General features: G+C 63.3%; 21 protein-coding genes and 1 pseudogene. 14 read left to right on the top strand and 8 right to left on the bottom strand.

The annotated features are described in order from the left end of the window. The first annotated feature begins 23 nt into the window (after positions 1–23). Positions 24–692 (top strand): ligase-associated DNA damage response endonuclease PdeM, encoded by a 669-nt coding sequence (gene pdeM / locus HK436_RS02795; protein WP_244648745.1) that lies wholly within the window; start codon positions 24–26, stop codon positions 690–692. Here pdeM and HK436_RS02790 read toward each other — a convergent pair whose 3' ends face one another. The 5 genes from HK436_RS02790 to HK436_RS32810 all read right to left on the bottom strand — a co-directional run bounded on the left by HK436_RS02790 (position 693) and on the right by HK436_RS32810 (position 6,763). Next, positions 693–1,145 (bottom strand): DUF3429 domain-containing protein, encoded by a 453-nt coding sequence (locus tag HK436_RS02790; protein ID WP_173187166.1) that lies wholly within the window; start codon positions 1,143–1,145, stop codon positions 693–695. A 5-nt stretch (positions 1,146–1,150) separates the two neighbouring features. Then, positions 1,151–1,954 (bottom strand): TIGR02186 family protein, encoded by an 804-nt coding sequence (locus HK436_RS02785; RefSeq protein ID WP_173187164.1) that lies wholly within the window; start codon positions 1,952–1,954, stop codon positions 1,151–1,153. A gap of 3 nt (positions 1,955–1,957) precedes the next feature. Further along, positions 1,958–2,881 carry a sulfite exporter TauE/SafE family protein gene (locus tag HK436_RS02780; protein ID WP_173187162.1) on the bottom strand — a complete coding sequence of 308 codons (924 nt, stop codon included), beginning with the start codon at positions 2,879–2,881 and terminating at the stop codon, positions 1,958–1,960. A gap of 179 nt (positions 2,882–3,060) precedes the next feature. Beyond that, a complete protein-coding gene (locus HK436_RS32815; protein ID WP_312860468.1) occupies positions 3,061–5,214 on the bottom strand; it encodes a peptidoglycan-binding protein in 2,154 nt (717 codons plus the stop codon). Between the two features lie 103 nt (positions 5,215–5,317). After that, positions 5,318–6,763 carry a hypothetical protein gene (locus HK436_RS32810; protein WP_312860467.1) on the bottom strand — a complete coding sequence of 482 codons (1,446 nt, stop codon included), beginning with the start codon at positions 6,761–6,763 and terminating at the stop codon, positions 5,318–5,320. A gap of 418 nt (positions 6,764–7,181) precedes the next feature. On the opposite strand from HK436_RS32810, the gene HK436_RS02770 reads away from it, so the two are divergent. The 10 genes from HK436_RS02770 to HK436_RS02725 all read left to right on the top strand — a co-directional run bounded on the left by HK436_RS02770 (position 7,182) and on the right by HK436_RS02725 (position 17,933). Further along, positions 7,182–7,619: a MerR family transcriptional regulator gene (locus HK436_RS02770; RefSeq protein WP_173189884.1), complete on the top strand. Its 438-nt coding sequence runs from the start codon at positions 7,182–7,184 to the stop codon at positions 7,617–7,619. Positions 7,620–7,960: 341 nt separating this feature from the next. Further along, on the top strand, positions 7,961–9,751 hold the full coding sequence (locus HK436_RS02765; protein WP_173187160.1) for an acyl-CoA dehydrogenase C-terminal domain-containing protein: 1,791 nt from the start codon (positions 7,961–7,963) through the stop codon (positions 9,749–9,751). A 68-nt stretch (positions 9,752–9,819) separates the two neighbouring features. Beyond that, the gene (locus HK436_RS02760) at positions 9,820–10,986 is read left to right on the top strand and encodes an acyl-CoA dehydrogenase family protein (protein WP_173189882.1); all 1,167 of its coding nucleotides are present in this window, start codon (positions 9,820–9,822) and stop codon (positions 10,984–10,986) included. A 61-nt stretch (positions 10,987–11,047) separates the two neighbouring features. Beyond that, complete coding sequence (locus HK436_RS02755; RefSeq protein ID WP_244648467.1) at positions 11,048–11,620, top strand: glutathione S-transferase family protein; 573 nt, start codon at positions 11,048–11,050, stop codon at positions 11,618–11,620. 61 nt (positions 11,621–11,681) lie between these two features. Further along, the gene (locus HK436_RS02750) at positions 11,682–12,890 is read left to right on the top strand and encodes an acetyl-CoA C-acetyltransferase (RefSeq protein WP_173187158.1); all 1,209 of its coding nucleotides are present in this window, start codon (positions 11,682–11,684) and stop codon (positions 12,888–12,890) included. Positions 12,891–12,911: 21 nt separating this feature from the next. Beyond that, a complete protein-coding gene (locus HK436_RS02745) occupies positions 12,912–15,128 on the top strand; it encodes a 3-hydroxyacyl-CoA dehydrogenase NAD-binding domain-containing protein (protein WP_173187156.1) in 2,217 nt (738 codons plus the stop codon). Between the two features lie 69 nt (positions 15,129–15,197). After that, the gene (locus HK436_RS02740) at positions 15,198–15,743 is read left to right on the top strand and encodes a thioesterase family protein (protein WP_173187154.1); all 546 of its coding nucleotides are present in this window, start codon (positions 15,198–15,200) and stop codon (positions 15,741–15,743) included. 97 nt (positions 15,744–15,840) lie between these two features. After that, positions 15,841–16,455 (top strand): 2-hydroxychromene-2-carboxylate isomerase, encoded by a 615-nt coding sequence (locus tag HK436_RS02735; RefSeq protein ID WP_173187152.1) that lies wholly within the window; start codon positions 15,841–15,843, stop codon positions 16,453–16,455. Between the two features lie 89 nt (positions 16,456–16,544). Further along, the gene (locus tag HK436_RS02730) at positions 16,545–17,195 is read left to right on the top strand and encodes a S24 family peptidase (protein ID WP_173187150.1); all 651 of its coding nucleotides are present in this window, start codon (positions 16,545–16,547) and stop codon (positions 17,193–17,195) included. Continuing rightward, complete coding sequence (locus HK436_RS02725) at positions 17,196–17,933, top strand: thermonuclease family protein (RefSeq protein ID WP_173187148.1); 738 nt, start codon at positions 17,196–17,198, stop codon at positions 17,931–17,933. It begins immediately after the preceding gene. On the opposite strand, the gene HK436_RS02720 is transcribed toward HK436_RS02725, so the two are convergent. Next, positions 17,922–19,580 carry a lysine--tRNA ligase gene (locus tag HK436_RS02720; protein ID WP_173187146.1) on the bottom strand — a complete coding sequence of 553 codons (1,659 nt, stop codon included), beginning with the start codon at positions 19,578–19,580 and terminating at the stop codon, positions 17,922–17,924. The two genes, HK436_RS02725 and HK436_RS02720, sit on opposite strands and share 12 nt — an antisense overlap. A 155-nt stretch (positions 19,581–19,735) precedes the next feature. Between HK436_RS02720 and HK436_RS02715 the strand changes: the two genes are divergently transcribed. Then, positions 19,736–20,149: a tellurite resistance TerB family protein gene (locus tag HK436_RS02715; protein WP_244648465.1), complete on the top strand. Its 414-nt coding sequence runs from the start codon at positions 19,736–19,738 to the stop codon at positions 20,147–20,149. A 6-nt stretch (positions 20,150–20,155) separates the two neighbouring features. Here the strand turns inward: HK436_RS02715 and HK436_RS02710 are convergent, their stop codons facing one another. After that, the gene (locus HK436_RS02710) at positions 20,156–21,172 is read right to left on the bottom strand and encodes a transporter substrate-binding domain-containing protein (RefSeq protein WP_312860466.1); all 1,017 of its coding nucleotides are present in this window, start codon (positions 21,170–21,172) and stop codon (positions 20,156–20,158) included. Between the two features lie 457 nt (positions 21,173–21,629). On the opposite strand from HK436_RS02710, the gene HK436_RS02705 reads away from it, so the two are divergent. Next, the gene (locus tag HK436_RS02705) at positions 21,630–23,576 is read left to right on the top strand and encodes a glycosyltransferase family 2 protein (protein WP_173187142.1); all 1,947 of its coding nucleotides are present in this window, start codon (positions 21,630–21,632) and stop codon (positions 23,574–23,576) included. Here the strand turns inward: HK436_RS02705 and ppk2 are convergent. Continuing rightward, positions 23,498–24,394 carry a polyphosphate kinase 2 gene (gene ppk2 / locus HK436_RS02700; protein WP_173187140.1) on the bottom strand — a complete coding sequence of 299 codons (897 nt, stop codon included), beginning with the start codon at positions 24,392–24,394 and terminating at the stop codon, positions 23,498–23,500. The two genes, HK436_RS02705 and ppk2, sit on opposite strands and share 79 nt — an antisense overlap. 140 nt (positions 24,395–24,534) lie before the next feature. On the opposite strand from ppk2, the pseudogene HK436_RS02695 reads away from it, so the two are divergent. Next, a pseudogene (locus tag HK436_RS02695) lies at positions 24,535–25,549 on the top strand (ATP-binding protein); the annotation flags it as partial. Positions 25,550–25,626: the final 77 nt, after the last annotated feature.

Genomic DNA, 25,626 nt, shown 5'->3' with positions numbered 1-25,626 from the left:
ACGGCTTTACGCGCGGCTCTGGCATGATCGCCATTGCCGGTGAGGTCGCGCTGTGCGATCCGCGTGGCGCACTGTTCTTTCCTGACATGCGGCTGCTGGTGGTTTCCGATCTGCATCTTGAGAAGGGTTCGGCCTTTGCGCGGCGCGGCCGGCTGCTGCCGCCCTACGATACAGGCGCGACGCTCGACCTTCTGGATACGGTGATAGCCGATCACCGTCCCGCGACGGTGATCAGCCTCGGCGACAGCTTTCACGACGGTTTCGGGGCGGAGCGTATGCCGTCCATCTATCGTGACAGGCTGCTTTCGCTGATGGCGGGCCGTGAATGGATCTGGGTTGCTGGAAATCACGATCCGGACGCGCCGGCTGACCTTCCAGGCGTCGTCGCGGGCGAGTTGGCGCTTGGCGACCTGCGCTTCCGGCACGAGCCGCTTGCCGGCGCCGAGCCTGGAGAGATTGCGGGTCACCTTCACCCCGGGGCGGTTGTTGTCCAGCGCGGCCGCGCCGTGCGTCGCCGCTGTTTTGCGACCGATGGCGAGCGGCTCGTCATGCCGGCCTTCGGCGCCTACACCGGCTCCCTCAACGTGCTCGACAAGGCCTATCAAGGTCTGTTCCGCTGGGAGCGTTTCTTCGCCCACATGCTCGGCACCAACCGGGTCTATACGGTCGCGCACCACCGGCTGCGACGCTGATCAGTTTGTTGCCACGAAGGCGACCAGCATAGCCATGACGGAAAGGAACGTGATGCGGGTGCGCATGCGCCCGTACCATTTCGGCAAGTCGCCCTCGTGGACTGCAAAGGCATCCCAGGTCCCCTGCGCCGCAAGCACGAGGGCGAGCAGCACGAAGGCGGCGTTGCTTGGCAAAAGCGGCGCCATCCAGCCGATGATGACGAGCGCTGTCGCCCCGGCTGCCGCGCGTACCGAAGGCGCAAAACCCCAATGTGCGCCGGCAGTGAAGGTAAGCATCAGCGCGCCATAGCTCGACAGCAATGCTGCCGTCAGTTCCCGCCAGGGATGTGTCGCGTCGATGCTCGCAAGCCAGATTGTCAGTAGCCACATCGGCAGCAGGGTGGCGTAGCCTAGACTGCCGATCTGGCCGTTTTGAGGGACGTCGTTATTGCTGTCTTCGTCCCAATCGCTCACGCCGGTCAGTCCTTGCGGAAGACCACGCGGCCGACCCATCCGGTGAGAAAGGCCAACGCAACGGCGGCGACGCCGTACAGAAAGCTGTTCTCCTGCGCGGCGCGGAACAGGCGCTGCTCGAAACCGGCCTTCTGGATCGAGAGCTGCGCGGAGCTTTCGTCGATGAAAGCACCGTTCTTGAAAAGGAAGGCGCGCGCCCTGTGCGTGCCGACCGGCACGTTGGGTGCAAGGTGCAGCGTCGCCCGGAACAGACTTTGCGACAGGAAATGCACACCGCCGACGCGCTCGCTGAACAGCTCGGACGCCTTCTTGCGCTCACGCAGAGCGGCAGTGAACTCGGCAATCGTTTCCGCATCGCCAGTCTTGTCGGCCGGTATCAGGGTTATGTTGTCGGCTCCCAGCGCCATCTGACGATAGCTCGCCGGATTGGTCACGTCCTGCCAGGCACGCGTGGTAGCGACGGAATAGGATACCGGAACGCTGACGAAGGTCTCCGACTGGGTGTTGATCCACATGCCGAGCACGCGGTTCTTCTTGCGCACGACGACGGGGCGGGGCGGACCTTCCAGCACCACGATGACATCGTAGCGGCCGTGGCGCGATACCAGCGGATCGGCATTGTCCAGCGCGCCGAAGATGGTCAGATCGGCACCGGAGAAGTCTGCCGTGATCGACACGCGGTCGGTGGAGAGGCCGATCTGGATGTTCTCCGGATTGGTGGTCTCCGGTGCCTGAGCCGCGGCCGGCATCAGCGGCAGCAGGATCGCCATCAGCGTGCCGGCAAGTGCTGGGAGGCGAACGACAGACATGCTTCAGATCCCCGACAGCGAAGACAGGGAATAGAGCGAGTTCGGACGCACGAAGAGGTCGAACGCCAGCCGCAGCGCCACCGCTACCACCAGCAGTGCGAGTAGTGCGCGCAATTGCTCGCCGCGCAGTTTCTGTCCCGCCTTGGCGCCGTACTGCGCGCCGGCAACGCCACCGATCATCAGGAGGAATGCCAGCACCACGTCGACCGTCTGGTTGGTGGTAGCGTGCACGATCGTGGTGTAGGCGGCGGTGAAGACGATCTGGAACAGCGAGGTGCCGATAACCACGTTTGTCGGCACTTTCAGCAGGTAGATCAGGGCTGGCACCATGATGAAGCCGCCGCCCACGCCCATGATCGAGGCGAGGAAACCGATAATTGCCCCCAGCCCGAGCACGGGGATAACGCTGACAAACAGCTTGGAAGCGCGGAAGCGCATCTTGAGTGGCAGGCGGTGGATCCAGTTGTGCTGGCCGGGCTTGCGCAGCGATGGAACCGCGCCGCCCGCTGCCCGGCGCATCGCGCGCACGCTCTCGATCAGCATCATGGTGCCGACAGTGCCAAGGAGCGCGACATAGAGCAGCGAGACGAAGAGATCGAGCTGGCCGACGCTACGCAGCAGCGAGAACACCCATACGCCGACGGTAGAGCCGACGACACCGCCAGCCAGAAGCACCGTCCCGAGCTTGAAGTCTATAGTGCCCTTCTTGAAGTGCGAAAGCGCGCCAGAGGTGGACGAGGCGATAACCTGGTTCGCACCCGTGGCGACGGCGATTGCCGGCGGAATATTGTAGAAGATCAGCAGCGGCGTGATGAGAAATCCGCCGCCCACACCGAACAAGCCCGACAGGAAGCCCACCGCAGCACCCATGGCCAGAAGCACGACCATGTTGACCGACATTTCCGCGATCGGGAGATAGATGCCCACCGCCAAGCTCGACTATTCGTGTCCGGACCCTGGAACCGTTCCTGCTTTCGAAGCGGACCAGGACGGTACCCCGTTCTTGCGCCGACAAGTCCACGAAGTCAAACGCCCGAAGGCGATTGAATCCCGAAAAACTCCGGGATTTGCAGGTATTTGCGCTAAAGCGGCGCGCCGTGTCGCAATTAGCGGCGTTCCAGCAGCGCGCGCACTGTCGGCTCGTCGACTTCGCCGGTGGCTTTCATCCCGTTGTCACCCTGGAATGCGGCGATCGCAGCCTTGGTCTTCGCGCCCATGACACCGTCGGCGGAGCCGGCCTCGTAACCGTTCTTGTTCAGGATTGTCTGGATGTTGCGGACGGCCTGCTTCATGTCGACGCTGGCTGTGACCTCCTCGCCTTCGCTCCAGCTATCGGGAACCTCGACCGTGTTCGCTTCGGCATCGACGGGCTTGGCGCGCCAGAGTTCCACCGCTGCACGGGCATTCTCGAGCTGCTCGGGGCGCAGTGCCTTGGCAACCTCGTCGCGCTTGGCGGCCGCGTCCTTGTCTCCGGCCTTGGCAACCAGAGCGAACCACTTATAGGCTTCCTCGAGGTTCTGCTGCATGCCGACGCCCTTGGCCGCCAGGATGCCGAGGTTGAACTGGCTGTCCTGCACTCCGAATTCGGCTGCCTCGGCAAACCAGCGCGCGGCCGTATCGTTGTCGGTCGTGCCGTCAGCGCCCATGGCATTGAGCACGGCGAGATTGTGCATGGCGCTGGCGTTGCCCTGTGCCGCCGCAAGCTGATACCAGGTCTTGGCCGCCTTCACATCGCGTTCGACGCCAATGCCCTTCTCGTAGAGGTTGCCGATGCGGTACTGGGCAGGGGCCAGCCCCTGGTCGGCCGCCTTCTGGTACCACTCGGCCGCCTTGGCCATGTCTTCCTGGGTTCCGCGGCCTTCCGCGTAACGATTGCCGATCTGGTAGAGCGCCTTGGGATCACCGGCGGCGGCGGCCTCGCGCAGCGCGATCGGGCCGGCATCGACGGGGATGGCCGCAACGGCCTCCTCGCTGGCATCGGGTATGCTCGCGATCTCGGCGGTTGTTTCCTCTGCCGGAGCGGTGCTTTCCTCGATCTCGGCCGGCTGCGCGGCTGCTGCTTCCTGTTGCTGCTCCTCAGCCTCGACAGGCAATGGCGCGGCCGCGTCGGCTTCGAGCCAGTCCGTTGAGGCAGCTTGGGTCGCCTGCGGCGCTTCCGTTGTCATCATCGCGTCGCTGGCTTCGGGCGCTTCTTCGCCGGCCATGCGCACGGGCTGATCCGGCGCGTCTGCGATCATCTCCGGTTCAACCGCTTCGGCAACCAGAGGTGCGGAGGTCGGCGCTGGCGCTTCGGCAACAGGCTCATCGCTGCTGCCTCCGATCACGGTCCGGCCGATCTGTAGCCCGGCCAGGGCTATCAGGATTGCGGCAACGCCCATCAGCACCGGCTTGCGGCGGCGCTTGAGGAGACCTCCGAGGCTGAACCCACCGGATTTCGCCTTGGTTGCCGGCCGCCGCTTCATGATCTCGGCCTCAGCGGCTGCTGCCTGGGCAGCCCGTCGCGCCGCGGCGATGAAGTCAGCCTTGGCAGTGTCCGCGTCGGCGCCGGGCTTTGGCGGTTGACCGCGCTCGTCGCGCACCCGCTTCATGATGGCGTTCAGGTCCGGTGCTCCGGAGCCTGGCTCGAGCGGCTGGTTCGCCAACTCGGGGTCCAGGCGGCTGTCAAGTTCGACGTTTGGCGCAACACTGTCGGCCTGCGAGGCGTCCTGTGCGTCACCAGCAAGGGGCTGATGTTCCTGTTCGCTGGCGCTGGTCTTGCGACCCGAGAGCGCGCGCGTCAAGCCGCCGAGCATCGAAACGCGTCCGCCGGCTGCTTTCGCGCTGGCTCCGTCTGCATCGTCGCGCAGGGCATCGGCGGCCGCCTGTGCCGCGGCTGCCGCGGCGGTTCGCCTGGCAGTGCGGCCCGTATCTTTCTCGCTTGCAGGTGGAGCCACTTCGTTCGTGGCAGCCATTGGCAACGCCTCGTTCGAAGGCTCGAGCGACGGAGTCCTGTCGGCGTCGAGAAGGGTCTGGCGCGGCGTCGCCGCAGGCTTTGGTTCGGCCGCGCCGCCAGCCTCTATCGTGCCGAGCCTGCCGACGATCTTCAGGAGCGTATCGTGGATGGCCTCGAACGTCTTCGCGTTGCGATCGTCAGAGCGGCGTGTAAGCGCTTCCAGCGATTTCAGATCGTCAACGAGCCCCGCGACCAGCGGTCCCTCGCTGCCCGTGCTCGCAAAATGGCGAACCGTTTCCTCGGCAGCCTGTCTTGCCGCCTCGATCACATCCCGGCGGCTTTCGACGATGGACTGTTCGATCTTGTCGAGCCGCGGACGGATGTCTTCGTCTGCGCTGGCCGGCGAAGGCTTTGAAAGGTGTGATGTGAGGTCAGCGATCTGCGATTCCAGGCTGCGGATAAGGTCCTTGTCGATGCCGGGCTTGCAGCAGCGAGGATTCGAGCTTGCTGGACATAGTGTCCATGCGTGCTTCCAGCGAACGGATAGCCTGTTCGTCCGCCGGCGCAGCAGGCTGCTGTTCCAGCCGCGCGGCGAGATCGGCAAAGCGCGCGTCCATCGCCTCGATGAAACGGGCGTCGTGGGCAGCATCGGCACCGGAGTTGTCAATGCGCGCGGCCACGCTTTCCAGCCTGCGCTCCAGATCGCTGAACAGAACCTGACCCTGCGCGACGGAATCCTCGTGACGCTGCTCGAGCATCGCGGAGATGGAAGCGAAACGATCGTCGAGCCCACGGAAAACGTGGTCCATGTCCGGTTGAGCCGGAGCCTGCTCAAGCTTGTAGGAGATCGTGTCGATCCGCTCGGCCAAGCGCTCGATAACCTGCTCGGGCAGGTCGACGCGCTGGGAGATGTCCTCGATACGACTGGAGAGTGCGGCGAGCTGATCCACAAGCACGCCGGACTGGTTGTCTACAGCGGAGTCTTCGAGCTGGCGGGCCAACGCTGAGATTCGCGCCTCGATGCGCTCGAACGGTTCCGGATCGAACGCCGTTGGACGGCCGGCGCCCGAAGAGGCTGCCACGGCACGGGAAATCTCGTCCAGCCGCTCTTCGATCGCGTCGAGCGCTTCCGGTCCGATCCGGTCCTGCTGGTGTGCGAACTGGTCGACGGTCGTCGCCAGGATCTTCATCTTGTCTTCGAGCGAGCGCAGCGTGACAGAGGTCGGCAGTGCGTTGACGGCGTCGCCGATCTGCTCGAGGCGCGCGCTGAGCGCCTGCAAAGCAGGGTCGTCCGCGTTGCCGCCACCGACATTGGCGACCTGGCTGGCAATGTTGCTCCAGCGCTGGTCGAGTTCGCTCCATCGGCGATCGTAGGATTGCACGGTGTCTTCCCGCGCCAGCTTGCCCAACGCGTTTTTCACCTGCTCCATCTCGAGGCGCAGCATGTTGACCTGACGGTCGTCACTCTGTTCGGCGAGCTTGTGGATCATGCCGGACAGGCGTTCGAACTCGGCGCTCAGGTCTGCAGTCTGGCCAACCGGCCCCGAACGTTGCATTGCGTCCTCGATTTCCTGCTTGAGCGCGGTAAACTCCCGGCGCAGCCCGGAACCCATCTGGTCGCGCAAGTCGCGGCGAAGCGCGTTCAACTCCGAGGAAAGATCGGCAGTCGATAGGCGATCCTCGCGCCAGGCGCGTTCATACTGATCGGGATGGGTGTCACGCGGCCCCTGGCGATAGGGATCGCGTTGATCTTCGAGAGGTCTGCGTATCCGCGTTTCCAGCTCGTCCAGGCTGCTGGCAATGTCTTCGAGCGAAGTGCTGGCCCTGCGCCTGCGGCCCGCGTTGATCGAATCGAGATAGGAGCGTCTGTTGTTCATCGAAACGTCCGTCGCCGCTTGATAGCCGGAAGGCCGGGGGTTGCTTCACTCTTTTCCGACGGTTGCCCTTTTGCCGATATCGGCATGACCGGGCTTCCCTCGGCGGAAGGCTCCGTAAGCAACAAAAAACAGGATAACCACGGGACTTCGTCCTGCGCACAATTCCCCGAACGTGGTAAACAAGCCGTTAACCTAAATTACCATTTCGCTTATTGCTGCCTGCGGAGCGCACTGCCTGCGGCAGGATTTCGCACTTGCAGCATAACTTATATGCGCCTATATGCGCGCCAACTGACGGGCCGCGCGTTGCGGTTCGTTTCGACGTTTGGTCCACTTGATCGGATGCTTGTTCGCCCCACTCGCATCCAATCGGCGCTTCCGGCGAGCCGAAGCGCAACCCACGGGGAATTGTGAAATGATGAACATGAGGCCGGCCGGCGAAAGCATGGCCAATGCGTCGGAGCTTTCCGACGGGTACATACGTATTGGCGACATGGCCAAGCAGTTTGACGTGACGCTGCGCACCCTTCGCTTCTACGAGGACAAGGGTCTGCTGAACCCTAAGCGCGAGGGCAATACGCGCCTCTACACGCAGCGTGACGTGACCCGCCTGAAGCTGATCATGCTCGGCCGAAAGGTCGGTTTCTCGCTCCGCGAGGTCAAGCAGATCATGGACATGTATGATCCCGATTCCGGCAACGTGAAGCAGCTTCGTACGCTGCTCGACAAGTCCGAGCGCCAGCTCGGCCGGCTGGAGAAGCAGCGCCTCGCCATCGAGGACGCGATCGGCGACCTGAAAAGCGCGATGAACACGTGGCGCTCGGCGCTGGCTGCACGACAGGGCGCAGCGGCCTAAGGCCCCGCATTGCTTGAAATTTGAAAAAAGGGGCCGCTTCAAGCGGCCCCTTTTCTTTTGGTCAGCGCGCCGGCTTCCAGAGCATCTCCCGTGTGTCGGGGCGGTGCGGGCGCAGTGTTATGTCGCCTGTCTGCATGGTCTGGTTCCAATGGAGAATGCGGCCACTTAGCGCGACCTTGTGACAGACGCCCGACAGGGTGAAACCCGCGTGGAAAATTGCCGCATCCTTACAATTGACGTTTACGCAAACGTCAATTGTTGTTAATGTGTCTTTCGATCCTGGCTTCGCCGTGGAACGATCCCGCGCGGTGAAGATCTGCCCGACCTCTGGAGGACTTTTCATGCCGACCTACAAGGCGCCTGTCGCGGACACGCTGTTCGTTCTCAATGATGTGCTTGGCTATGAACGCTACGCCAACCTACCCGGCTTCTCGGATGCCGGGCCGGATGTGCTCGAGGCGATCCTCGAAGAGGCGGCAAGGCTCGCCGAGAACGTCATGCACCCGCTCAACCGTGTGGGCGACGAGCAGGGCTGCACGCGCAACGCCGACGGTTCGGTGACGACGCCCAAGGGGTTCAAGGAAGCCTACGACCAGTATCGCGAAGGCGGCTGGATGGGCCTGTCTGTGCCGGCCGAATATGGCGGGCAGGGCCTGCCCTATGCGGTTCACACGGCGCTTGGCGAATACCTCTCTTCGGCCAACATGGCGCTGATGATGTATCCGGGTCTCACCCAGGGTGCGATCGCCGCGATCCTCGCCCATGGCTCGGACGAGCAGAAGCAGACCTTCGTGCCGAAGATGACCGACGGCGTCTGGACCGGCACCATGAACCTGACGGAGCCGCATTGCGGCACCGATCTCGGCATGCTGCGCACCAAGGCGGTGCCTGCCGGCGACGGCAGCTACAAGATTTCCGGCCAGAAGATTTTCATCTCGGCCGGCGAGCACGACATGAGCGAGAACATCATCCATCTGGTGCTGGCCCGCATCGAGGGCGCGCCGGAGGGCGTGAAGGGCATCTCGCTGTTCATCGTGCCGAAGTTCAAGCTGGATGCCGATGGCAACCCCGGCGAGCGCAACGCGGTGTCCTGCGGCTCCATCGAGGAAAAGATGGGCATTCACGGCAACTCGACCTGCGTGATGAACTACGACGAGGCGGAGGGCTTCCTGATCGGCCAGGAGAATGGCGGCCTCAAGGCCATGTTCGTGATGATGAACGAGGCGCGCCTCGGCGTCGGGCTGCAGGGTCTTTCGATGGGCGAGATCGCCTATCAGAATGCCGTGGCCTATGCGCGGGAGCGTATCCAGGGCCGTTCGCTCTCCGGTCCGAAGGCGCCTGACAAGAAGGCCGACCCGATCATCGTCCACCCGGACATCCGCCGCAAGTTGATGGTGATGCGCGCGTTCAACGAGGCCGGCCGCGCGCTCGTGCTGTGGACCGCGCTCAAGTCCGACGTCGCGCACCGTTCGGGCGACGAGAATGACCGCCAGACGGCTGACGACCTGCTCGGCCTGATGACCCCGATAATCAAGGGCGTGCTGACCGACAAGGGCTTCGAGCATGCGGTGATGGCGCAGCAGGTTTTCGGTGGCCACGGCTACATCGAAGAGCACGGCATGAGCCAGTTCGTGCGCGACGCCCGCATCGCCCAGATTTACGAGGGTGCCAACGGCATCCAGGCGCTCGACCTCGTCGGCCGCAAGCTGGCGCTCAACGGTGGCCGCGCGGTGCAGGCCTTCTTCAAGGAAGTCGGCGACTTCTGCGAGGAGAACCGTGCCGACGAGAAGATGGCGCCGTTCACCAAGGCGCTGAAGAAAGGGCTGAACGATCTGCAGGCGGCAACCATGTGGCTGATGCAGAACGCGATGCAGAAGCCCGACAATGCGGGTGCGGCCTCCACCGACTACCTGCACCTCTTCGGCCTCGTGGCGCTCGGCTATATGTGGGCCCGCATGGTCAAGGTCGCGCAGGAGAAGATCGAGGCGGGCGCGGCAACGCCGCTGCACGAGACCAAGCTGGTCACGGCCCGCTATTTCATGGAGCGCGTCATGCCGGAGACCGGGGCGCACCTGGCACGCATTTCGGCAGGCGCGGATTCGATGATGGCTCTTGCGGAGGACGCCTTCTAGGGACTATTCCACCAGTCTGTTCAAGCTTGAACGTCTTGCGGAAGAGTATCAGGGAGGTCTTCGTGGCGATGCAACCGGCAGAAATTCTCGGTCTTCCAAGGCCCGCCTGGGCGGGCGACGAAGTCGGCATGCTCTACGACATGGCGAACCGTTTCCTGACGGAAGAGATCGCGCCGCGCTACGAGGAGTTCGAGAAGAACGAGAAGTTCGACCGCGAGAGCTGGGAGAAGGCGGGCGCCAACGGCCTGCTCTGCGCTTCGATGCCCGAGGAATATGGCGGCTCGGGCGGAACCTTCGCGCATGAGAGCGCCATCATCGAGGCGATCGGCCATGTCGGCGTCGATGGTTTCGGCATTGCCCTGCACAACGCCATCGTCGCGCCCTACATTCTTCACTATGGCTCCGACGAGCAGAAGAAGAAGTGGCTGCCGAAACTGGCGACCGGCGAGATGATCGGCGCTATCGCGATGACGGAACCGGGCGCCGGCTCCGACCTTCAGGGCGTCAAGACGCGCGCCGAGAAGGACGGCAACCAGTACCGCATCAACGGGTCCAAAACGTTCATCACCAACGGACAGCTTGCCGATCTGATCATCGTCGTCGCCAAGACCGACCCGGAGAAGGGCGCCAAGGGCACCTCGCTGATCGTGCTGGAGACGGCCGATGCCGACGGGTTCGAGCGCGGCCGCAACCTCGACAAGGTCGGGCTCAAGTCCAACGACACGTCGGAGCTGTTCTTCAACGATGTGCGGGTTCCGACCTCGAACCTCCTGGGTCATGAGGAAGGGCAGGGCTTCATCCAGCTCATGCAGCAGCTTCCCCAAGAGCGGCTGCTGATCGGCACGCAGGCGATCGCCATGATCGAGCGGGCGCTGGCGGTCACCATCGAATATGTCAAGGAACGCAAGGCCTTCGGCAAGGCCGTGATCGACTTCCAGAATACCCAGTTCAAGCTGGCGGAACTGAAGACGGAGGCCACCATCGGCCGTGTCTTCTACAATGACTGCGTGGCGCGTCACCTCGAAGGCGGGCTCGACCCGGCGACCGCCTCGATGGCGAAATACTGGCTGACCGACCTGCAATGCAAGGTCGTCGATGAGTGCCTGCAGCTTCATGGTGGCTACGGCTACATGAACGAATATCCGATAGCGCGCATGTATCGCGACGCCCGCGTCCAGCGCATCTACGGCGGTACCAACGAGATCATGAAGCTGCTGATCGCGAGGGGGCTGTGAAGATGGCCGAATTCACGCTCTACTGCTTCTCGAATCCGGTAATTCCTACAAGCCGGCGCTGATGCTCACGCTCTGCGGGGCCGACTGGCAGGCTCGCGGCGTCGAGTTCTTCAAGGGTGAGACGCGCTCGCCCGAATATCGCGCGGTCAATGTGATGGGTGAGGCCCCAATCCTTGTCCACCATCGCGACGAGGGCGATTTCACGCTCAGCCAGTCGGGCGCGATCCTGCTCTATCTCGCCCGCCATTTCGGCAGGTTCAGCCACGAGACCGAGGCCGAGGAGTTCGAGATTCTGCGCTGGATCCTCTTCGACAACCACAAGCTGACCAGCTACACGGCAACCGAGCGCTTCATGCGCCATTTCCGCGGCAAGAAGGGCGATCCGGCGGCCGAATTCATCTACAGTCGCGCGCAGGATGCGTGGAAGGTGTTGGAAACGCATCTTGCGGGCCGCGAATGGGTCGCTGCCGCGCGCCCGACCATCGCCGACCTGTCTCTTTGCGGCTATCTCTTCTGGCCGCAGCAGATCGATGCCGACTGGAAAGACTATCCCGCGATCGGGCACTGGCTCGACCGCATCCGCAACCTGCCCGGCTGGGCTGCGCCCGAGGCGCTGATGCCGACCGGGCAGTAAACCGTCAACGAAACTCCGGGCGGTGCCGCAAGGGCGCCGCCGGTCGAAAGGGAGAAAACAGATGGCAGACGCATATGTCTATGATGCCGTGCGCACCCCGCGCGGACGCGGCAAGAAGGATGGCTCGCTGCACGAAGTGCCGGCGGTTCGCCTTGCGGCAAAGACGCTGGAGGCCGTGCGCGACCGCAACGGTCTTGACACCTCCACCGTCGACGACATCATCTTCGGCTGTGTCGACCCTGTCGGCGAAGCAGGCTCGGTGATCCCGCGCGCCGCGACCTTCGAGGCCGGTTACGCGACCGAGGCGCCCGGCATCCAAATCTCGCGCTTCTGCGCGTCCGGGCTCGATGCGATCAATCTCGGTGCTGCCAAAATCGCCGGCGGTTCCGACGACATCGTGATTGCCGGCGGCGTGGAATCGATGAGCCGCGTCGGCATGGGCATGTCGGGCGGTGCGTGGTTCATGGATCCATCGGTGGGGCTTCCCGGCTATTTCGTGCCGCAGGGTGTTTCGGCAGACCTGATCGCCACCAAATACGGCTTCTCGCGCGACGACGTCGACGCCTATGCGGTCGAGAGCCAGAAGCGCGCGGCAAAGTCGTGGGAGAAGGGCTACTTCAAGAAGTCGGTCGTGCCGATCAAGGATCAGAACGGCATGACGATCCTCGACCATGACGAGCATATGCGGCCTTCGACAGACATGCAGTCGCTGGCTTCGCTCAATCCGTCCTTCGTGATGCCGGGCGAGATGGGCGGCTTCGATGCCGTCGCCATCCAGCGCCACCCGGAAGTAGAGGCGGTCAATCACGTGCATCACGCCGGCAATTCGAGTGGCATCGTCGATGGTGCTGCCGCGGTGCTGCTTGGCTCCAAGAAGGCCGGCAAGACGCTGGGCCTCAAGCCGCGCGCGCGCATCCGTGCTTTCACCAACATCGGCTCCGAGCCGGCGATCATGCTGACCGGCCCGGTGGATGTGACCGAGAAGCTGCTCGCCAAGTCCAAGATGAAACTCTCGGACATCGACCTGTTCGAGCTGAACGAGGCGTTCGCGTCCGTGGTGCTGCGCTACATGCAGGCGTTCGACATTCCGCACGACAAGATCAACGTCAATGGCGGCGCGATCGCAATGGGCCATCCGCTCGGCGCGACCGGCGCGATGATCTTCGGCACCGTGCTGGACGAGCTGGAGCGCCGCGACCTGAACACCGCACTTGTGACGCTGTGCATCGGCGCGGGCATGGGCACCGCGACGATCATCGAGCGCGTCTGATCCGTCCGGAGGATAAGAAAAATGGCTGAATACAAGAATTTCACCGTCGAGACCGATGCCGACGGCATCGCCCTCGTCACCTGGGACATGCCCGACAAGTCGATGAACGTCTTCACCGAGGAGGTGATGGACGAACTCGACAAGATCATCGACCAGGTCGTAGCCGACGAGGCCGTCAAGGGTGCCGTCATCACCTCCGGCAAGGACACGTTTTCCGGCGGTGCCGACCTGACCATGCTGCAGCGCATGCTCAAGCTCTTCCGCGAGGAAGAGGCGCGCGACCACGACAAGGCGATCAAGATGCTGTTCGACGGCGCCGGCCGGATGAGCTGGCTCTGGCGCAAGCTGGAAACCTGCGGCAAGCCGTGGGTCTCGGCGATCAATGGCACCTGCATGGGCGGCGCGTTCGAACTGTCGCTCGCCTGCCACGGGCGCGTGGCCGCCGACTCGGACAAGGTCAAGATGGCGCTGCCGGAGGTGAAGGTCGGTATTTTCCCGGGTGCCGGCGGTACCCAGCGCGTGCCGCGCCTGACCGATCCGCAGTCCGCCTTGCAGATGCTGACCTCGGGCCAGAACCTCTCGCCGAAGAAGGCGAAACAGATGGGGCTGATCCACGAGGTTGTCGAGCCCGCCAAACTCATCGATGCCGCCAAGGCGATGATCGCCGCCGGCCTGAAGCCGGTGCAGCCATGGGATGAGAAGGGTTTCAAGCTGCCAGGCGGACCCGTCTATTCGGCGCGCGGCGCCAACCTGTGGCCGCCGGCAATCGCCATCCTGCGCCGCGAGACCTACGGCAACTATCCGGCTGCCGCGGCGATCCTGAAATGCGCCTATGAGGGCCTGCTGGTGCCCTTCGACACGGCACTCCGGATCGAGCAGCGCTACTTCACCGAAATCTTGCGCTCGACCGAAGCCGCCATGATGGTGCGTTCGCTGTTCGTCTCGCTGCAGGAACTCAACAAGGGCGCGCGCCGTCCGCAGGGCGTACCGGAGACGAAGTTCAAGAAGATCGGTGTCCTTGGTGCGGGCTTCATGGGCGCGGGCATCGCCTTCGTGACGGCCAAGGCCGGCATTCCCGTGGTGCTTCTCGACCGTGACATCGCTGCTGCCGAGAAGGGCAAGGCGCATTCGGCGGGCCTGATGGACGGCGCCATCAAGAAGGGCCGTGCAACGGAGGAGCAGAAGGAACAGCTCCTTTCGCTCATCACCCCGACGGTCGACTACAAGGACCTAGAAGGCTGCGACCTCGTCATCGAGGCGGTGTTCGAGGATTCGGAGGTCAAGAAGAGCGCCACCGAGCAGACGGAAGCCGTCATCGCCAAGGACGCGGTCTTCGCGTCGAACACCTCGACGATCCCGATCACCGGGCTGGCGAAGAACTCCAAGCGCCCGGACAATTTCATCGGCATCCACTTCTTCTCGCCGGTCGACAAGATGATGCTGGTCGAGATCATTCTGGGCAAGAAGACGGGCGACAAGGCGCTGGCCGTGGCCATCGACTATGTTCGCGCGATCAGGAAGACGCCGATCGTCGTCAACGACACGCGCGGCTTCTACGTGAACCGCTGCGTGCTGCGCTACATGTCGGAATCCTACCAGATGCTGATCGAGGGTGTGCCTCCGGCGATGATCGAGAACGCCGCCAAGATGGCCGGCATGCCGGTCGGCCCGCTGGCGCTGACCGATGAGACGGCCATCGACCTTGCGCAGAAGATCATGAAGCAGACCATTCGCGATCTTGGCGAGAAGGCGGTGGACCAGGACCAGTTCGCGCTCATCAACACCATGGTCGACAAGCACGGCCGCCACGGCCGCAAGAACGGCAAGGGCTTCTACGACTATCCGGAAAAGCCGGCCAAGAAACACCTGTGGCCGGGGCTCAAGGATCTTTATCCGCAGCAGGATGCCGACAAGATCGATGTCGAGGAGCTGAAGCAGCGCTTCCTCGTGACCATCGCGCTGGAAGCGGCCCGCGTCATGGAAGAGGGCATCGTCACCGATCCGCGTGAGGCGGATGTCGGCTCGATCCTGGCCTTCGGCTTCGCGCCCTATACGGGTGGCGCGCTCTCCTACATCGAAGGCATGGGCGTGGCCGAGTTCGTCGCACTCGCCAAGAAGCTGCAGAAGAAGTACGGCGCACAGTTCAAGGCACCCAAGCTTCTGGTAGAGATGGCGGGCAAAGACGAGACGTTCTACGAGCGCTTCAACCCTTACCCGAAGGCGAAGAAGGCGGCCTAGGCCCCGAAGTCGTTCCTCTCCCCGTGAGCGGGGAGGGGACCGCGAGGCCGGCAGCAACGGAGCACTCTTATGTATGTCTGGCTGCGCCTCGCCCGCATGATGGCGACCGCCAAATCGCGCGGTCGCTATCGCATGGGCGACGAAAGCCGGTTGACCTTCCGTTGCCTGCCGACGGACATCGATTCCAACCTGCATCTCAACAATGCCCGCTACATGATGCTTGCCGACGTCGGCCGCATCGACATATTTGCCCGCGCAGGGCTTATAGCCTTGGCGCGAAAGCACCGCTGGGCGCCGATGATGGGCGGCTTGCAGGCCGTCTATGTGCGCGAGATCAGGCTCTGGAAAAAATTCGAAGTGGTCTCCACAGTGGAGACCTGGGAAGACACGCAGGTCATCGGGCGGCATCGTTTCGTGCTGGAGGATGGCCGCACCGCGGCACTGGTGATGACCACGGCAGGCGTCTACGATTTCGGCGCGCGGCGTTTCGTGCCGATCGACGAGGTTGTCGGCAATCTTGGTGTTGACGCGAAACCGCGCCAGCCCACGGAGGAGGAACGCACCTTCATGGCCTCCCATGGGCGGCTTCGGCAACTTGCCAAGGATGCGACCTGACCGAGCGCTGGCGCAAGAAAAAGCACACTGTCGGCAATACGAGCGTTGTAGCAGCGACCTGCGACGTTAAAATCAGGCAAAACGAGAAAGCTGCGCCATGACCGCCATCGACTACTATTTCATCTGTTCCTCGCCCTTCGCCTATCTCGGCCACAAGGCGTTCCATGAACTCGCGGCGAGGCACGGCGCTGAAATCCGCTACAAGCCGATCAACATTGGCGGCGTCTGGGAAAAGTCCGGCTCCGTGCCCCTCGGCCAGCGCACGCCGCTGCGCCAGCGTTACCGCCGGATCGAATTGCAGCGCATCGCCGACATGCGCGGCCTGCCGCTGGAGCTCGAGCCCAAATTCTTCCCCGTCGATCCCGGCCTTGCCGATCGCTGCGTGATAGCGCTCGTCAGGCAGGGAGCCGATCCCGCAGGCTTCATCTGGCGCGTGCATCAGGGTGTGTGGGCCAAGGGTGAAAACATCGCCGATCCTGAACAGCTCGCAGCCTATCTTATGGCCGAGGGCCACGATGCAGACGCCGTGCTGAAGGCCGCGGGCGAGCCCGAAGCCGCTGAAACGCTCGCCCGCAACACCAGCGAAGCGAGCGACGCCGATGCGGTTGGCGCGCCGGTCTACGTGCTCAACGGCGAACCGTTCTGGGGGCAGGATCGGCTCGATCACCTTGCCCACGCGCTGGAAACTGGGCGCGCGCCGTTCAGAGCCTGAGGAAACCGGCGGCATTGGGCTGGACAGTCTGCCGCGCAGGGATTAACTAGACGGGAAAGGTATTTTTTCCTGTCTTCGGGGAGGGCGCGATGCTCTCGCATGAACGTGTCTGGGCGGCAATCGACGCGCTCGCGGCGGAGCATTCGCTGTCGGCATCGGGACTTGCCAAGCGGGCCGGGCTCGATTCCACCGCCTTCAACAAGTCGAAGCGGCTGTCGGCTGACGGCCGGCCGCGCTGGCCGTCGACGGAATCGCTCGCCAAGATCATCGAGGCGACCGGGGTGACGCTCGGCGATCTCTTCGCGCTGGTCGAGGAACATCCACGACGGCCCGTTGGCCGGATGCGTCAAAGGCGTCCCGCTGTTCCGCTGCTCGGTTTCGCGCAGGCAGGCGCGGGCGGCTTTTTCGACGATGCCGGCTTCCCGGTTGGCCAGGGCTGGGAGGAGATCGAGCTTCCAGCCGGCGCGGGCGAGGGCGCCTATGCGCTGCAGGTTCAGGGCGATTCCATGCTGCCGCTCTATCGCGACGGCGACGTGTTGATCGTGGAACCCGGCGCGCAGGTGCGCAAGGGCGACCGTGTCGTGGTCAAGATCATCAGCGGCGAGGTTACGGCGAAAGTGCTCGCAAGTCGCAGCACCGAGGCCATCGAACTCGTGTCTCTCAATCCCGCCCATCCCGATCGCACGGTATCGACGGCCGAGATCGAGTGGATGGCGCGCATCGTCTGGGCGAGCCAGTAGGTGCGGCCCCTGGCGGCAATCGTCGCTCTGGCCGGGCTCGCCGGTGTGAGCGCCGCGCTTCTGTCTTCCGGCGATTTGCTGACCAGCCACAAAGACCCTGCCGCGATCGAGACGGTTCCCGTGGAGCCCGAGGCCGTGGCACAGCCGGCCCCCGCGCGTGTGCCGCTGCTGCCGGTTCCTTCTCGGGTTCGACCCGTTGCACCGGATGTGGTCGCGGCACCACTGGTGGAGCAGGAAGGGCTGGAGCGGATCGATCCGCGCGAGGCGTTGGGCATCGGCCGCGCGCAGGTACCGTCCGAAGGGCCGCCCGCTGAAACCATGCTTCACCGGCCGGTGGCAACCGCTGCCGGCGCGTTCGAGGCGCGTGGCTATCACGTCGCGCTTTCGGGCATCGAGGTCACCGGTGCGGACGAGACCTGTGGCAGCGATGGCGCATCCTGGCCGTGCGGCGTGCATGCCCGCACCGCTTTCCGCAACTGGCTGCGCGGCCGCGCGCTGTCCTGCGTCGTGCCGCCGGTTGCTCCGCAGGAAACCGTCGTGACCCAGTGCAAGCTTGGCGGACATGACGCGGCAGCCTGGCTGGTCGCGCAGGGCTGGGTGCGTGCCGTGGCCGATGGACCCTATGCCGAAATGGAGGCCGAAGCGCGGGAAAAGGGGCGGGGGCTCTTCGGCGCAGCACCTTCCAGTGCCGCGCCGCCCCCGCTGACGGTCACCCTGCCTGAAACCTCAGGCGGTTAGCTCCCCGCTCAGCGCCTTGCCGATCAGCGCACGCGTGTTTTCGATGCCGTAGAGCGCGGCAAAGGAGCCGAAGCGCGGGCCGCGTTCCTGCCCGATCAGCACCTGGTAGATCATCTGGAAGAAGGCCACCGAGACCCCGGGACCGCCCTCGGGGCTCTTCTTGGAATGATCCTGATAGCGCTCGATTGCGCGGGCGACATCCAGCGCGGCGTTCTGGATCGCCTCGCCATCGGAGCCGGCCGGCAGCGTCGCGAGCTTGTCGGCGAGCGCCTGCAGGGCCTCTGCTTCCACCGCATCCGGCGCCCGGAACTGCTTCTGCGGCTTCACGAAGTCTTCGAAGTAGCGGATCGCGTAGCCGACCAGCCGGTCGAGCTCGGGATGGGTCTGCGGTGTCACGCCTGCAGCGTGGCGGGAAATGAACCCCCACAGCACGGACTTGTCGTGCGCGTTCGAAGCGCTGACGAGATTGAGCAGCAGGCCGAACGGCACCGGCATGTCGACGACCGGCGGATTGCCGTCATGGATATGCCAGACCGGATTGCCCAGCCGCTCTTTCCAGTCCTGCCGCTGATAGGCAGACAGGAACTGGTAATACTCATCGACCGCGCGCGGAATGACGTCGAAGTAGAGCTTCTTGGCCGTGCGCGGCTTCTGGAACATGTAGAGCGCAAGGCTCTCCGTCGGCGCATAGGTCAGCCATTCGTCGATCGTCAGGCCGTTGCCCTTCGACTTCGAGATCTTCTGCCCGTTCTCGTCGAGGAAGAGTTCATAGACGAAGTGCTCCGGTGCACGGCCGCCGAGCGCGACGCAGATGCGGTCGTAGACGCCCATGTTCGGCCCGTGGTCCTTGCCGAACATCTCGAAATCGATGCCCAGCGCCGCCCAGCGCGCGCCGAAGTCTGGCTTCCACTGCAGCTTGACCTTGCCGCCGGTGACCGGAAGGGTCGTCTCCGTGCCGTCCTCGTCGTCGAAGGTGATCGTTCCGGCCTCTGCATCGACCTTCTTCATAGGGACGTAGAGCACGCGCCCCGTCTTCGGCGAGATCGGCAGGAAGGGGCTGTAGGTCGCCTGGCGTTCCTCGCCGAGCGTCGGCAGCATGATCGCCATGATCGCGTCGTAGCGTTCCGCCACGCGCTTCAGGATCGCGTCGAGGCGACCTGACTTGTAATAGTCCGTAGCGCTGGCGAACTCGTAGTCGAAGCCGAACGTATCGAGGAAGCGGCACAGCATGGCATTGTTATGATGGCCGAAGCTCTCATAGTCGCCCCCGAAGGGGTTCGGCACCACGGTCAGCGGCTTGTGCAGATAAGGCTCCAGGAACGCGCGATCCGGCACGTTGTCCGGGATCTTGCGCATCCCGTCCATGTCGTCCGAAAAGCAGATCAGCTTGGTGGGAACCTGGTCCTCGGTCAGTATACGGAAGGCGTGGCGCACCATCGATGTGCGCGCCACCTCGCCGAACGTACCGATATGCGGCAGACCAGAGGGGCCGTAGCCGGTCTCGAACAGCACGACCTCCGGCCAGTTACCGCCTTCGTAACGTTTGATGATCTTGCGGGCCTCCTCGAACGGCCACGCTTTGCTCTCGCGTGCCGCCGAAAGGATTTCGGGCGAAAGCATCAGCGAGTTTGATCGCGAAGTGGTCATTTCGAGTGTCCTGTGAAGATTTGCGGGCCTTCTTGCCAGCGCGCGCAACGTCTATGCGCGCTTGAGCAATGCGTCAATCGCGACAGGGGTTTTTCATTGCGGCAGCGCTCTCAGCTTCCTACCTTGCGGTTCGGACAGCATCAATGGAGCAGAACATGTCGAAGCCGACCCCGCAGGAAGCGATGGTCTATCTGATGGTCATCATGTCGGCGTCAGACCGCGACATGGGTGACGAAGAACTGGCGCGCATCGGTGCGATTGTCCGCACGCTGCCCATCTTCCAGGGCTTCGATCAGTCTCGCACGCTTGCCGTGGCGCAGGAGTGCCAGCAACTTCTGCAGCAGGAAGACGGCTTTGCGAGCGTGTTGGCGCTCATAAAGGGCGCACTTTCCGAGGATCTGCGCGAAACTGCCTACGCGCTTGCAGTCGACATTGCGGCTGCCGACCTTTCGGTGCGCGAAGAGGAAACGCGCGTGCTCGATCTGGTCAAGGATCGCTTCGGGCTGGACCCGCTGGCCGTGGCGGCGATCGAGCGCTCGGCCGCCATCAGGCACCGCACGTCCGGCTGAAACCGCTCAGTAGAAGCTGACGGGGAAATATTTCAGGTAGAGCTCGGCAAACGTTCCGTTGACCGAGATTTCGCGCAGCGCGAAGTCGAATGCGCGCGCCAGCACGGCATCGTCGCGCTTGACGGCGATAGCCAGACCCGAGCCGAGGAATTCCGGTGCAAGGTACGGTCCACCGGCGAAACGACAGCAATTCTGCGATGCAGATCCGGCAAGCCAGAAGGAAAGCCGCATCCCGTCGCCGAAGATGCCGTCGATCCTGCCTTCGCGCAGTGCGTCCTGAAGCCATTCAGGCTTCGTGAAGGTCACCGCTTTGGCGTCCGGAAAATAACGCCGCAGCATGGCCTCGTGGGCAGTGCCCGCCATCACGCCCGTACGCTTGCCGTCAATTGCCTTGTACAGGGGTTCGTACAGCGTGGTGCTTTTGCGAACGACGAAGCGCGCCGGAAAGCGCAGATAAGGCCGGGAAAAGAGGTAGCTTTCCCGGGTCTGCGCATTGATCGGCGTCCCCGCTATCAGCGCTTCTCCCTGGCCCGTTGCCATGGCGGTGTCCAGTTCGTCCCAGGGCAGCCCCTGGATCTGGCAGCGCGCCACGATGTCGAGTTCGCGGCAGACTTCCCGCGCCAGGTCGACATGGAAACCGGACAGTCTGCCTTGCCCGTCCAAAAGCTGAAGGGGGGAAAATCGATCGTCGTCAGGAAGCGCAGGCGCTCGACGTCGGATAGGTCGGGTTTCGGTAGCCGCTCCCGCTCGTCCCAATAGTTTGGAATGGACGGCTCGGCCGCACGCGCGGCTGAACCGGCCAGTCCGGTCATGATCGCCAAAGCAGACAGAAGAAGGGTTAGTGTCCGGTGCATGAAACGCCGTCGCCGGTGGAACGAGATTGCCATTCGATAACGGGTTGGGGGCGGTCTCGCAAATCGAATGTCGCATCTCACGCGCGGCCGAACTGTAGTGACATGAAGCAGATACCGCGTCGTCGCGCCTTCTGCTGTCTGCCTGATCGCTTACCTGCGGGCCTATCAACTGGGGCGCGCAACCCGCGGGCTCTTGTCTGGAGGATCGAAATCCAGATGGATTGCGATGCAACAAGGTCAATGTGGAAAATTACTGCGGATGCAGATGATTAAAAATCTATTGAAAAGAAAAAAACACCAAATACATTGCAACCTGGGGTGGGGGTTCCATGTACTCGGTGTCTTTCGGGCAGTCTGTCCGATCTGTCGATCTTTGCTGTCAGATACGCTCGTTAGCAACGAAAGGCCTTGCTGCCTTCCGTCGTATCCGGCCGTTATGCCTGGCCTGTCGCATTGCGAGCGGAGATTAGGCCGTGGCTTTTTCCGGCGCGTCGCATGTTACCAGCGTAGCGCCGCCGATAGGCCCGTCCTTGTTGACCGTTGGGCGACTGAACTGCGCGCCAGATAATGGTCTTCCAGAAGTCGCCCTCGGCTCGGGTCCGTCCACACGCCCCGCAGCAGCGGAAATGTCCCGGGCCAGCCCTCGCGATCTGCTTATGCGCGAATGGTTGCCGGTCATCCGACGAACCAGACTGACATCCGAAATCGTGCTGCGGGCGCTGGATCGCGCGTCCGCAAATGGCACCGGCTTCGTTGTGGAGTTGCTCGCTTCCGGCGAAATCGACGAGGCAGTGCTTTTCCGTGCCATCGCCGATGAACTGGATTTGCCGTTTCTGTCCGAAATCGATGCGAAGAGGCTGAAAGTGCCCGAGCGCTACCGCCTGGCGGCCTTGCGCCGCCCCCGCGGTCTGCCTCTGGCCCTGCTCGAGCGGCCGGACGGCACCACGTTGCATGTGATCGCTACGCCCGATGTCGGAATTTCACTCATGCGCGCCAGGCTGGCGGCATCGCCACATTTGAAGACGCGTCTTGCGGTGTCTCCGCCGGGCGTCCTTCGCACCGCTATTCTGGAGCTGACGAAGCGGCGACTGGTCGAGGATGCCCAGAACGGTCTCTTCCTTCGCCACACCGACTTGTCTGCACGCATCGTCGCGAATGCCTGGCAGGGCGCGTGCGTCGCGACGATCCTCGTTGTCCTGCCGCTCTGTCTGGCCGTCGCGGCGATGGAGACCATCCTGGCGCTGCATCTGGTCGCGACGCTCGCCTTTGGCGCCTGTGTCGCGCTGCGGATCCTGGCTTTGACCGCCGCGCAGCCCCTGAGGTTGCGTCCGCCGCCGCCTGTCGATCCATCCGCTTTGCCGGTCTACTCCGTCATGGTCGCGCTTTATCGCGAGCGGGAGGTGATCCCGCAGCTTCTGGTCGCTCTCGGCCGGCTGCAATGGCCTCGCAGCAAGCTGGAGATCAAGCTGGTCTGCGAGGAGGACGACCACGAGACGCTGGCGGCGTTGCGCGAGCACAAGCTGCGTCCCTGTATCGAGATCATAACCGTGCCGCCAGGACTGCCTCGCACGAAGCCGAAGGCGCTGGCATATGCGCTGCCGCTATGCAGCGGAGAATTCGTCACGCTTTTCGACGCCGAGGATCGGCCGCACCCGCATCAGCTCATCGAGGCATGGCAACGCTTTCATGCCGAGGACGATACGCTCGCCTGCCTGCAGGCGCCGCTCGTCATTACCAACGCATCGGCAAGCCCGCTGTCGCGGATGTTCGCGTTTGAGTATGCAGGGCTTTTCCGCGGTGTGCTGCCATGGCTGGCCGGCCTGGGCACGCTTCTGCCGCTGGGCGGAACGTCGAACCACTTCCGGCGATCGGCACTCGTGGACGCCGGCGGCTGGGACGCCTACAACGTGACCGAGGATGCGGATCTCGGGCTTCGGCTTAAACGCTTCGGTTATCGCGTCGGCGTCATCACGCATCCAACCTACGAAGACGGACCGGACGATCTCAAGACCTGGCTGCCGCAGCGTGTGCGCTGGTTCAAGGGCTGGGCGCAGACCTGGCTGGTCCACATGCGTTCACCACATACCCTTTGGAAAGATCTTGGCCCACTTTCCTTCCTGCTCATGCAGGTACTGTTTCTGGGTATGCTCGTATCGGCGCTGGTCCACCCGGTCTTCCTTCTCACGATCCTCTATGTGATCGCGAAACTCGCCTGGGTCGGCTCGATGCAGAACCTGGAAATCGTGCTGGTGACGATCGGCTTCGTCAACATCCTTGCCGGATATGCGGCCTTCGTCGCAATCGGAATGGCGACACTCACGCTAAAGGAGAAGGTCGGGCTGGTCTCGATCGCCCTGCAGACGCCTTTCCACTGGATGCGGCTGTCGCTGGCGGCCTGGCTGGCGCTGTGGGAAATCTATCGTCGGCCGCACCACTGGAACAAGACGCAGCATCGGCCCGCCCGCTCTCTCGTACGCGCCAGGGCCGAAAACCCTCAGCGCAAGGCCGAGGAAGGCGCGCCGATGATCTTGTCGTCCTCCGCGCCGATAACGTCGAGGTCGCGCCCAGCATAGGGAATTGTGAGCAACAGGCGGCGGATGACGGTCAGACGCAGACGTCGCTTGTCGTTGGCGCGAACGACCGTCCACGGCGCATGCTCGGTGTGGGTCCGCTCGAACATCAGATCACGCGCTTTCGTGTACTCGTCCCACTTTTCCATGCCTGCGACATCCATCGGCGAGAACTTCCAGGCCTTGAGCGCGCTGTGCCGACGGTCATGGAACCGGCCGAGCTGGGTTTCCTGCCCGATTGTGAGCCAGAACTTGAAGAAGCGGATGCCGTCGGCGACGATACCTTTTTCGAACAGCGGCGCTTCCTCAAGGAACTTCTCGTGCTGCTCGGGCGTGCAGAAGCCCATTACGGGCTCGACGCCGGCCCTATTGTACCAGGAACGGTCAAAGGTCACGAACTCGCCGCTGGTCGGAAAATGCGCGACGTGGCGCTGGAAGTACCATTGGCCTCGCTCGGTCTCCGTCGGCTTGGTCAGCGCGACGTTCCGCGCCGTGCGCGGGTTCATGTACTGTCGCGTGACGAAGATCGTGCCGCCTTTGCCAGCTGCATCGCGCCCCTCGAACAGGACCAGCACGCGTTCTCCGCTCTTCTGCATCCAGCTTTGCAGCTTCACCAGCTCTACCTGAAGCTTTTCCAGCGTGTCCTCGTAGTCCGATTTGTCCATCTTGCTGTCATAGGGATAGCCGCCCGCCTTCAGTTCCATGTCGTCGACCCAATCCGGGAGTTTTGGATCGTCGATGTCGAAGACACGTTTTTTGCCGTCGATGACGAGCTTGATCGGCTTGACGGGTGTCTCGAACTTGGGGGAGGGGTTGCCCATTGAGATATTCCTGTGATGCGGGGAAACCATGCTATGTGGTGGTCCCGCCCGGGTCTAGAGGCAACGGACCGGCGACATCGGAATTGCAAGGCTCGTAGATGGTTCAGGCGACAGAGCTGCGTATCGGCGACAGTGATGAGATCGACATGCTTTCGGCGCGGGAGCTGGCTGCCGCCGTTCCAGAACCGATCATCATCTTCGATGCTAGAGGCGCCGCGCTCCACGCTAACCAGGCTGCCATTGCCGCCTTTGGTCAGATCCCCGGGGACGCTGCTGCACCATAAGTTCCGCACGCCGGAAATGCAGCAGCTCATTGTGAGTCTGCTTGGCGAGCGACGGCCCGGCGCGATCGACTACAGCGAAAGAGTGCCGATCGAGCGAGCATTTCGGGTTTCGGCGGCACCCGTTGGCGCGCGAGGCCTGTTTGTCGTCCATTTCAAGGATCAGAGCGAAACGCGCCGCATCGACCGTATGCGCGCCGACTTCATCGCCAACGCCAGCCACGAGCTGCGCACCCCGCTCGCCTCGATCTCGGGCTTCATCGAAACACTGCGCGGGCCGGCGCGCAACGATGAAAAGGCGCGCGACAATTTCCTGCAGATCATGCAGGCGCAGACAGAGCGGATGGCGCGGCTGATCGACGATCTCCTGTCTCTGTCGCGCATCGAGATGAAGCCTTACATGCGATCCGAGGCGCGCATCGACCTCGGCGAGGTGGTGGCGGGCGTGGTCGAGTCCCTCGGCCACTTGGCACGCGAAAGCGGTGTGGAGGTTTTCTACACACGCCCAAATGAGCCGATCCTTGTCCCGGGCAGCCGTGATGAGCTCATCCAGGTGTTCGAGAACCTGGTGGAAAACGCCTGCAAATACGGCTCAGCAGGCGGCCGGGTCGACATCGAGATCAAAAGAACCAGCGCCGGGCCGGCGCCGGAAGTGGCAGTGACCGTGAGAGACTTCGGTCCGGGTATCGCCGAGGAACACATCCCCCGCATCACCGAACGATTCTATCGCGTGGAGACCACCGTCACACGGCGCGGCACCGGGCTCGGATTGGCGATCGTCAAACATATTCTCACCCGCCATGAAGGTCGGTTGACGGTTAAGTCAAAGCTGGGCGAAGGGTCTGCGTTTACCGTGCATCTGCCGGCGGAGTAGGAGAGAAAACAGCGGCTCCAGCGTGCGACGCTTTCTTTTTCCTGTCATCCGACTACCTTAGATTTATCGACAAGAAT

This window comes from Neoaquamicrobium sediminum (genome assembly GCF_013240295.1).
In the GTDB taxonomy this organism is placed as follows: domain Bacteria; phylum Pseudomonadota; class Alphaproteobacteria; order Rhizobiales; family Rhizobiaceae; genus Aerobium; species Aerobium sediminum.
Note: the sequence above shows the minus strand (reverse complement) of the source record. Positions and strands in the feature narration are given on the sequence as shown.

Excerpts from the sequence above, each read along its gene's own strand:
- HK436_RS02705 (WP_173187142.1), top strand. The coding sequence starts at position 21,630 with ATGTCCCGGGCCAGCCCTCGCGATCTGCTTATGCGCGAATGGTTGCCG.
- pdeM (WP_244648745.1), top strand. The coding sequence starts at position 24 with ATGATCGCCATTGCCGGTGAGGTCGCGCTGTGCGATCCGCGTGGCGCA.
- ppk2 (WP_173187140.1), bottom strand. The coding sequence starts at position 24,394 with ATGGGCAACCCCTCCCCCAAGTTCGAGACACCCGTCAAGCCGATCAAG.
- HK436_RS02720 (WP_173187146.1), bottom strand. The coding sequence starts at position 19,580 with ATGACCACTTCGCGATCAAACTCGCTGATGCTTTCGCCCGAAATCCTT.
- HK436_RS02745 (WP_173187156.1), top strand. The coding sequence starts at position 12,912 with ATGGCTGAATACAAGAATTTCACCGTCGAGACCGATGCCGACGGCATC.
- HK436_RS02770 (WP_173189884.1), top strand. The coding sequence starts at position 7,182 with ATGAACATGAGGCCGGCCGGCGAAAGCATGGCCAATGCGTCGGAGCTT.
- HK436_RS02755 (WP_244648467.1), top strand. The coding sequence starts at position 11,048 with ATGCTCACGCTCTGCGGGGCCGACTGGCAGGCTCGCGGCGTCGAGTTC.
- HK436_RS02785 (WP_173187164.1), bottom strand. The coding sequence starts at position 1,954 with ATGTCTGTCGTTCGCCTCCCAGCACTTGCCGGCACGCTGATGGCGATC.
- HK436_RS02760 (WP_173189882.1), top strand. The coding sequence starts at position 9,820 with ATGCAACCGGCAGAAATTCTCGGTCTTCCAAGGCCCGCCTGGGCGGGC.
- HK436_RS02715 (WP_244648465.1), top strand. The coding sequence starts at position 19,736 with ATGTCGAAGCCGACCCCGCAGGAAGCGATGGTCTATCTGATGGTCATC.
- HK436_RS02730 (WP_173187150.1), top strand. The coding sequence starts at position 16,545 with ATGCTCTCGCATGAACGTGTCTGGGCGGCAATCGACGCGCTCGCGGCG.
- HK436_RS02735 (WP_173187152.1), top strand. The coding sequence starts at position 15,841 with ATGACCGCCATCGACTACTATTTCATCTGTTCCTCGCCCTTCGCCTAT.
- HK436_RS02765 (WP_173187160.1), top strand. The coding sequence starts at position 7,961 with ATGCCGACCTACAAGGCGCCTGTCGCGGACACGCTGTTCGTTCTCAAT.
- HK436_RS02750 (WP_173187158.1), top strand. The coding sequence starts at position 11,682 with ATGGCAGACGCATATGTCTATGATGCCGTGCGCACCCCGCGCGGACGC.
- HK436_RS32810 (WP_312860467.1), bottom strand. The coding sequence starts at position 6,763 with ATGAACAACAGACGCTCCTATCTCGATTCGATCAACGCGGGCCGCAGG.
- HK436_RS02740 (WP_173187154.1), top strand. The coding sequence starts at position 15,198 with ATGTATGTCTGGCTGCGCCTCGCCCGCATGATGGCGACCGCCAAATCG.